Origin of the sequence: Pauljensenia sp. 20925_1_25, from assembly GCF_041433955.1 — a bacterium.
Lineage (GTDB): Bacteria > Actinomycetota > Actinomycetes > Actinomycetales > Actinomycetaceae > Pauljensenia.
In genome coordinates, this window is the sequence record NZ_JAPWCL010000035.1 from 1 (window position 1) to 7553 (window position 7553).

Annotated in this window: 9 protein-coding genes; 5 read left to right on the forward strand and 4 right to left on the reverse strand. The window is 65.8% G+C overall.

What is annotated here, in order from left to right; translation table 11 throughout:
* Nucleotides 1–245: 245 nt before the first annotated feature.
* From O3932_RS10230 to rlmB, 3 genes are all read left to right on the forward strand, one after another.
* A complete protein-coding gene (locus O3932_RS10230; protein ID WP_371538251.1) occupies nucleotides 246–491 on the forward strand; it encodes a hypothetical protein in 246 nt (81 codons plus the stop codon).
* Nucleotides 492–913: 422 nt separating this feature from the next.
* Complete coding sequence (locus O3932_RS10235; RefSeq protein WP_371538253.1) at nucleotides 914–1462, forward strand: DUF1697 domain-containing protein; 549 nt, start codon at nucleotides 914–916, stop codon at nucleotides 1460–1462.
* Between the two features lie 326 nt (nucleotides 1463–1788).
* Nucleotides 1789–2766 carry a 23S rRNA (guanosine(2251)-2'-O)-methyltransferase RlmB gene (gene rlmB, locus O3932_RS10240; RefSeq protein ID WP_296503024.1) on the forward strand — a complete coding sequence of 326 codons (978 nt, stop codon included), beginning with the start codon at nucleotides 1789–1791 and terminating at the stop codon, nucleotides 2764–2766.
* A 75-nt stretch (nucleotides 2767–2841) separates the two neighbouring features.
* On the opposite strand, the gene O3932_RS10245 is transcribed toward rlmB, so the two are convergent.
* From O3932_RS10245 to O3932_RS10260, 4 genes are read right to left on the reverse strand one after another with little or no spacing between them, the layout of a single operon-like run.
* Nucleotides 2842–3612 (reverse strand): hypothetical protein, encoded by a 771-nt coding sequence (locus O3932_RS10245; RefSeq protein WP_371538256.1) that lies wholly within the window; start codon nucleotides 3610–3612, stop codon nucleotides 2842–2844.
* Complete coding sequence (locus O3932_RS10250; protein ID WP_371538258.1) at nucleotides 3609–4214, reverse strand: hypothetical protein; 606 nt, start codon at nucleotides 4212–4214, stop codon at nucleotides 3609–3611. The genes O3932_RS10245 and O3932_RS10250 overlap by 4 nt, the downstream gene beginning before the upstream one ends.
* 34 nt (nucleotides 4215–4248) lie before the next feature.
* Complete coding sequence (locus O3932_RS10255; RefSeq protein ID WP_371538261.1) at nucleotides 4249–4851, reverse strand: hypothetical protein; 603 nt, start codon at nucleotides 4849–4851, stop codon at nucleotides 4249–4251.
* Nucleotides 4848–5453 (reverse strand): hypothetical protein, encoded by a 606-nt coding sequence (locus O3932_RS10260; RefSeq protein ID WP_009647812.1) that lies wholly within the window; start codon nucleotides 5451–5453, stop codon nucleotides 4848–4850. Before O3932_RS10260 ends, O3932_RS10255 begins: the two co-directional genes overlap by 4 nt.
* A 163-nt stretch (nucleotides 5454–5616) precedes the next feature.
* Here O3932_RS10260 and O3932_RS10265 point away from each other — a divergent pair, with 163 nt between their 5' ends.
* Both O3932_RS10265 and O3932_RS10270 read left to right on the forward strand, forming a co-directional pair.
* Entirely contained in the window at nucleotides 5617–6111 is a 495-nt protein-coding gene (locus O3932_RS10265; protein ID WP_034504604.1) for a DUF456 domain-containing protein, read from the forward strand.
* 97 nt (nucleotides 6112–6208) lie between these two features.
* Nucleotides 6209–7489: an adenylosuccinate synthase gene (locus tag O3932_RS10270; RefSeq protein WP_009647813.1), complete on the forward strand. Its 1281-nt coding sequence runs from the start codon at nucleotides 6209–6211 to the stop codon at nucleotides 7487–7489.
* Nucleotides 7490–7553 lie beyond the last annotated feature (64 nt).

The window sequence follows — 7553 nt, forward strand, 5'->3', positions numbered from 1 at the left end:
AGCCTTTGTGGCAGTTGTGGCCTTTGGTCCGATCATCGATGAAGCCTGTGAGATCGTCGGCGGTCGTATCTGCCAGATCGCAAAGCTACGCTATCTCGTGCGTTGCTTCCTTAGCCACTGCGGTCCTGCGCGCTCACCGGGTACACGGATAGGTTGTTGCTTCACGGATAGGTTATGAGCATACGGATAGCTTATTAACCTATCCGCGTGGCGATAACCTATCCGCATCGTCGCAACCTATCCGCGTGCGGAGATCTATCCGCGCGGCTGCCCGCCCGCTCGCTGTCCGCGCCGCGAGCTTCGCTCGGTGCGTAGCCTCGAAGCCCGGCCAGGCCCTGCCGCCCGCCCACGGGTGCCGCAGCCTGGCCCGCGTCTCGCAGCCGCCCGTGCCCTCCGGCCCCTCCGGTGCCCTCCACGCCGACGGTCGTGGGGGTTTGCACTACACGAAGCCTTCTGGCGGCGTGTCGCCGACGTGTCGGAGGCTCGTGTAGTGCAATTCCCCCGATTGGTGACGGCGAGGCCGCGACTTGAGGCGGTGTGGCGCCCAAATCGCAGACCACTTTGGTGAAAAACGCTGAAAATGGGGTGTTGTGGGCGAGGTGGTCTGCGTTTTGGGCGCGGCGGTGTTCTGGCAGGATGTGCGTGCTCGCATGCGAACCCGCTATTGCGAGCGGTAACCCGCTATGTCGCACGTTAACCCGCTATTTGAAGTGTGGGCAGGGCTGCCCAGGCTCGTATTAGCGGGTTAACGTGCGGAACAAGGGGCCCGCACGCAGGTTATCGGGTTAACGTGCGGAACAAGGGGCCCGCGTGCGGGTTAGTGGGTCCACGTGTGGATGAACAGCCCTATGTGAGCCGAGGCCATACCCTGGTGTCCGGCGGCGCGAGGCGTCGTGGACACGGGAGGAGCAACATGGAGTACGTGGCTTTGCTGCGCGGTATCAACGTCGGCGGCAACAACAAGGTCGTCATGAGCGAGCTACGCGAACAGGTCGCCGCTGAAGGCTTCGCGAACGTGCGCACCTACATCAACAGTGGCAACCTCCTCTTTGAAGCTGAGGCTGATGTCCCGCGTGACGAGGTGGCGGAGGCCGTCGAACACGTCTTGGCGCGCCGCTACGACTTCCCGATTCGACTGGCCCTCTTGACGGGGCAGGATTACCTCGCGGAACTGCGGAGCCTGCCCGACTGGTGGCATGGTGCGGTCGCCCGCCGCGACGCGCTCTTCTACACGCGGGGCCTCGACCGAGGTCACGTGCGCGAGCGTATCGAGGCCATGGAACTAGGTGACGAAGCCCTGTACTTTGGCGAGCATGCCGTGTTTTGGGGCAAATTCGACGAGAAGAACTTCCTGAAGACCGCCTACCACAGGCGTCTCCTACGCGAGGACTTCTACCGGCAGGTGACGATCCGCTCCGGCTCGACGGTCGAGAAAATCGCGTCGTTGCTCGCGCGTGACTGACGTGTATCCCGTCCGGGCTGACGCGGTGGACGAGGCCGTGGCGAGTGTCGGCGCATAGGGGTGTGGTGTGCGTGAGGGCAGAGTGGGGCTGATGCTCGCGGGGGACTGACGTGTATCCCGTCCGGGCTGCGTGATTGACGAGGCCGTGGCAGGGTCCGGGTGCGTGCCTGACATGGGGTCGGTTCGGAAGAGACGAGGATGCAGTGGGGTCTCCGTGGAATATGCATGTCAGAGCGTGATTTTGGCCCCCGGGCGCGCCGCTGTGGCCCCGATGTGGCCTGAACGCCGTACCCTGGTGTCAGTTCACGAGACAACGAGGAGACACCATGGCCTCACACAGCGGGCGCCCCGGCGCCATCCGTAAGAAGGGCACCAAGAAGGGCGCGCAGGTCGGCACCGGCGGGCACTCGCGCCGACGCCTCGAAGGCAAGGGCCCGACGCCCAAGGCTGAGGACCGCACCTACCACCCGGCCTACAAGCGCAAGGTCAAGCGCGAGGCCCGCGAGGCGCAGGAGGCCGCGATTGCGCGCGCTCGCGCCAAGTCGTCGATCCGCGTCAAGCCCGGCCACGAGCTGATCGCCGGTCGCAACCCGGTCGCCGAGGCCGCCCGTGCCTCGGTCCCGATTGAGCGCGTCTTCATCCTCGACAACGTGAAGGATGATCGCGTGGAGGAGGTTGTGCGCCTCGCGAGTGCCATGGGTGCCCCCGTGTACGAGGTCACCCGTCGCGATCTGGATGTCGCGACTGACGGTGCCGTCCACCAGGGCGTTGCCATCGAGGTGCGCGGATACGAGTATGCCGATGCCTCGGACCTGATCGCCGGGTCGCTCCAGCAGCTGGGCCACCCGCTCCTCGTGGCCCTCGACCAAGTGACGGACCCCCACAACTTGGGCGCGGTCCTGCGTAGCGCGGGCGCGTTCGGCGCGGACGGCGTCATCATCCCCGAGCGCCGCAGCGCGGGCGTGAACACGACCGCGTGGAAGGTGTCAGCCGGTGCGGCTGCGCGCGTGCCCGTGGCTCGCGCGACGAACCTCGTGCGCGCCCTCGAAGAGGCCAAGGCGGCCGGATACTTCGTGGTTGGCCTCGACGGCGGCGGTGACGCGCCCCTGCGTGGCCTGTCGCTGGCGGACGGCCCCCTCGTCATCGTGACCGGTGCCGAGGGCGCGGGCCTGTCCCGCCTCGTGCGCGAGACCTGCGATCAGATTGTGTCGATCCCGATCGCGTCGACCGTGGAGTCTCTCAACGCGGCCGTCGCCACGGGCATTGCCCTGTACGAGGTGGCTTCCCTGCGCGCGCAGGGCTGAGCTTTTCCCTGTCGTGACTCTCGCCGCGGGCGCTGACCAGCGCCCGCGGCGAGAGTGATTTCATCGCTCAATGCTTCACGGGCGGATCTCTGTGTTCGCCGAGCGACGCATCTTGGCAAGGGAGTCCGCCCTGAGAATGCTGTCGTTGGGCAGGTCGTTCTGGTTCACGTAATGGGGAACATCGAGCAGGATATTCTGTTCGGCGAGCTTGCGTTCGAGCCATTGGAATGCCTCGTCGATCTGGTCGTCAGATCGGAATGCGCGCTTGGTCACCTCATCGGTGAGGAAACACCACAGCTGCGCAGCCTCCTTCTCCTGATCGGGCAGCGTGCGGGCTGCGACCACGATGCGGCATTTGCCGGGCTTCGGTAGGCGCTCCTTGCGCCAGGCCTTTGCCGCGAAGCCCGACACGAGTCCGCCAACCTTGTCCGCGACGCTGGTTGCACCCGAGTACGCGACGCTGCCAGCGAAGCTGACGACCTCGCCAACCGTATCGGTGACTGCGCGAAGGCCCTCGGGTACGGTTTCCTCGTATGCCATATGGAGAAGCGTCCCAGCGTCGCTAACAACGTCGCTAACCGCGCCCATCAGATCGGGAAGGCCAAGGGACGGCTTCTCCGTTGCTCTGCTTGAGGCGTCGACCGTGATTTCCGTGCCGACCCAGCCGCGGCGTGCAAACTGCTGGGGCATGCCGTGCGTTTGCTCGCGTACGCCAATCGTCACCCACAGGTCGAGGCACCGCCTGACCGCGTCCTCGGGGGAGCCGGTGACCGTGTAGACGCCCAGAGGCGGACGACGAAAGAGGCTCCCGGTCCACGAGGCCGGGGGAGTCGTTGTCATCTTCATGCGTGGTTCTTCCTTCGAATACTCTGTTTGGCGGCACGCCTCATCGTGAGGATGCCGTCCATCGCAAACGGGTGGTCCTTGGGGAGGTCGCCGCCGAAGAAGAAACGGGGCTCTTCCAGCAGCAATCCTTCGACCTGAAACGTCAGGGCGAAGTCTTGGAGGAACTGGCCCACGACTGCCGGGGTAGCGGGGGTGTCCCTGTGGCCCACGCGCGTGTCGAAGCACCACAGTTCGCTCGCGGGGCGGTCTCCTACTGCGCGCGAGCGTGCCGCGACCATGATCCGTGACGTCTGGCGGCGTGTGCTTCTCATCGGTTGAGAGGCGGAGACCGTGAACAGGTCGCTGCGCGCAATCGGGTCAATGATCGGAAACAGAAAAGCGCGCCAACTGTCGCTTCCGTCCGCGATTTCTGTGCCGACCCACCCGCGTTGGGCGAGCTGGCCGCTCATCCCCGGCGTTTCCTCCAGGACGCACCTCCACCTCGACGCCCAGTAGTCGACGCAGCGAGCGACCGCCTGGTGAGGGGCGAGTGTGACCAGTGCGCACAGGTAACGACGCGGGTTCAGGATCCGGCTCGGAGTGAGGGGTGAATTCGTGGTCATGAGCCGCCTCGGGGGACATGGTTCGTCGCCATAGCTACCGTCCTTTGCGTTCCTTTTTCGCGGCCTTGCGCATCGCTCCGAGAGTCCGCAGAGTTAGGGGAACGTTGTGCGGCATATCGCGGTATCTGAGGCGCTCGGGGGCGGTCATCATGAGTCCCTCGTTCCGGAAGGACTGCTCGACCCTCTCCAACATCGACGCGATGTAATCCTCTGCGAACATGGTCTCGTTGGTGGACGTGTAGTCGAAGTGACACCACAGCTCGCACATTGGTCTCATCCCGCCCGGGATCGGTCGGGCGATCACTTCGATGCGTGTCTTCTCAAGGAAGGCCCGCTTGACGCGGTCGGGTACCGCCCGTGGGAACAGTTCGGCGATGATGCCTGTCGTGGTGGTCGAGGCAATCGCATCGACGAGAAAAGCCTTCCCGGTGTTCCCGGTAGCCAGCTCGGTGCCTACCCAGCCGATTCGCGCGAATTGTTCGCGCATACCGGGCGTTTCGGCCCGGATGCCGTTCTTGTGTAGCAGGGCGACGCAGCGCGCCACGGCCTCGTCGGGGGACACGGCCAGGCGAAAGACCGTAAACGGGTACGCAGTGAGCGAGAGGCTGCGGCCGACACTGGAGAATAACTGTTTCATGGGTGTCCTGAGCGTCGGAAATGGAGAGGGCTGGTGCCGGTCGCCTTGCGTGCCGCGCGGTGCATCGTCGCGATGCCGGCGTCGGAGAGGGGAGAATCCCCGGGAAGTTCCTTCTTTTTGACGAGGCGTGGGGGACCCAGGAGGACCCCCTGGCGGGTGAGCGTCTGAGCGAGCTTATCGAACGCGCGGTCGAGGGGAGCCTTCGTCAGGCGCGGACCCCGAATCGTGTCGTCCCAGGGGAAACACCACAGCTCGGACCTCGGGTGGCTTCCAGGGACTGGGCGAGCGGCGACGATGAGGCGCGTCCAGTCGATCGGCTTGCGCATCGGCTCCGTCAGGTGAACGGCCAGCAACGCAATTCCGAGGCCGGGGGCAATCGCGCCGAGATCGCCCAGATCCGCGTCGGGTCCGGATCCACGGCGGTGACCGATCACGATCTCGGTGCCCGTCCAGCCGCGCATCGCGAACTGGTCACCCATCCCGGGGGTCTCGGAACGGATACCGACGGTCGCCCAAAAGCCCATGCACCGCTCGAAAGCCTCGCGCGGCGGGCACGATATGTCGAACACAGTCATCGGGCGGAAAGCAAACAGAGCACTCATCAGTCTCCCTGAGAACGCGGCGTCGTAGAGGAACTAGTGTGCCCAAGCGCGCGTCCAGCAGTGAGCGCGAACCCGGCCACGGCCTCGTCCCTCCGTCGTGTGGTGGTCTCAGGCTAGCAGCGCGAGCGCTCCGCCCAAACACCGAGCCGCTACCATGGCCCCCATGAGTGTCCTCGGAACCATTATCGTCGGCGTTGTTATCCTCCTGGGAGTCATCGGCGCCGTCGTCCAAGTCTGGCCCTCCGCGCCCCTCGTTGGCGGCGCGATCCTCGTGTGGGCGTGGCTGACCGGCACGTCCAGCGCGTGGATTGTTTTCGCCATCGCGGCGCTCGTACTGATCCTTGGCACAGTCCTCAAATACGTGATCCCCGCGCGCGGCATGAACAAAGCCGGGATTCCGCAATCCACGCTCGTGTGGGGCGCGCTCGGCGGCGTCGTCGGCTGGTTCGTCGGCCTGCCCCTCGGCCTCGTCCTCGGTATGATCGCCACGACCTTCGTCGTCGAATACCTGCGCAGCCGCGACACCGCCACCGCCTGGGCGTCCACCCTCCAGGCTCTCAAGGCCTTCGGCTGGACGATTGCCATCGAACTGATCGCCGCCCTGACCAGCGCAACCGCGTGGGGCATCGGCGTCGCCCTGGCCGCCACCGGGAACTGAACCGGGCCTATCGAGGTACCCCGGCCTCGTCGATCTCCGCTAATATGGGTCTGTTGCGCACACCCGCGCGACGGACCCAAACTTTACGGAGATACTCATGCCCGCCGTCATCGTGCTCGGCGCCCAGTGGGGCGACGAAGGCAAAGGCAAGGCCACTGATCAGCTCGGCCAACACACCGACCTCGTCGTCAAGTTCAACGGAGGAAACAACGCGGGGCACACCGTCGTCATTGACGGGGAAAAGTACGCGCTGCACCTCCTGCCCGCCGGAATCCTCTCCGAAGGTGTCACCCCCATCATCGGCAACGGCGTCGTCGTCGATCTGGACGTGCTCTTCGAGGAACTTGAGGACATCACCTCGCGCGGCGTCGACTGCTCGCGCCTGCTCATCTCCTCCAACGCGCACATCATCCCGCCGTACAACCGCCTCATGGACCAGGCGAACGAGCGTGCGCGCGGCAACAACCTCATCGGTACGACGGGCCGAGGCATCGGCCCCACCTACGCCGACAAGATGAACCGTATCGGCCTGCGTATTCAGGACCTCTTCCACCCCGAGGAGCTGCGCGCCAAGGTCGAAGCCGCCCTGGCCCCTAAGAACACCATTTTCGAGGCCGTGGACCTGCAGGTGCTCGACCCTGCCGAGGTGGCCGACCATCTCCTCTCTTTCGCGGAGCGCGTCAAGCCGATGCTGTGCGACGTGTCCCTCGTCGTCAACGACGCGCTGGACCGCGGCGAGACCGTCCTCTTCGAGGGCGGCCAGGCCACGATGCTCGACATCGACCACGGCACCTACCCCTTCGTGACCTCCTCCAACCCGACCGCGGGCGGCGCGCTCACCGGCTCCGGTGTGGGTCCGACCCGCATCGACCGCGTTGTTGGCGTCGCCAAGGCGTACACGACCCGCGTCGGTGAGGGCCCGTTCCCCACGGAGCTGGATAACAAGGTCGGCGAGGCTCTGCGCACCAAGGGCGGCGAGTTCGGCGTGACCACGGGTCGCCCGCGCCGCACCGGCTGGTTCGACGCCGTCGTCATGCGCTACGCGACGCGCATCAACGGCCTGACCGACATCTGCCTGACCAAGCTCGACGTTCTCTCCGGCTACGAGACGATCCCCGTGTGCGTCGCCTACGAGGTCGACGGCGTGCGCACCGAGGAAATGCCTCTCGACCAGGCTGGCTTCGAGGCCGCCGTGCCCGTGTACGAGGAGCTGCCCGGCTGGAGCGAGGACATCTCGCAGTGCCGTTCCTTCGACGAGCTGCCGCAGGCCGCCCAGGACTACATCAAGCGCCTGGAAGAGTTGTCGCGCTGCCGCATCCAGTCCATCGGCGTGGGCCCGGGCCGCGAGGCGACCATCGTGCGCTACCCGCTCATGTGAGAGGGGATGACAGGGTGAGGGCCGGTGCCGCGCAGCGGTGCCGGCCCTCACCCTATGCGCGGGA